Below are 526 nucleotides of genomic sequence, written 5' to 3' on the forward strand. Positions count from 1 at the left end.
TAGTTAAATTGCGCATATCTCTTATCGATCGATAAGATGATATGCACAAATGATGATGAGAATGATGAAAAGAGATCATCTTAAGCGATAAATAGAATACCCAATCGATGAGAAGAGACTTCGGTTGGGTTTTCCCATATCTAAAAATTGAGTCATCGAGAGTAGTGAAAGAAGAGATTGAATGAAAAGTATTAAAAAGCCACAATCGGCTCTGCCAGATCAGATTTTCGCTTTTAGTGTTCGTGCTGCAGCGATCTTTGTCCTGATCCTTTTAACGGGAATTATGCTCTCCCTAATTATTGCATCTATGCCGAGTATCAAGGAGTTTGGCCTCAAATTCCTCTGGACGAAGGAGTGGGATGCCCCGATGGATCAGTTTGGTGCTTTAGTCCCCATTTATGGCACGATTGTGACCTCTGTGATTGCCTTAGTGATTGCCGTGCCGGTTAGCTTCGGTATTGCAATATTTTTAACAGAGTTAGCGCCGCCTTGGTTGCGCCGTCCTATTGGTGTTGCGGTGGAGCTT

At 42.8% G+C, this 526-nt stretch carries 1 protein-coding gene; it reads left to right on the plus strand.

Annotated features, from left to right (window positions below):
* Window positions 1-181: 181 nt before the first annotated feature.
* A partial coding sequence (locus tag FK268_RS26225; protein ID WP_497997389.1) for an ABC transporter permease occupies window positions 182-526 on the plus strand: 345 nt, incomplete at its 3' end.

The organism is Tsukamurella sputi (assembly GCF_007858445.1).
Taxonomy (GTDB): Bacteria; Actinomycetota; Actinomycetes; order Mycobacteriales; family Mycobacteriaceae; genus Tsukamurella; species Tsukamurella sputi.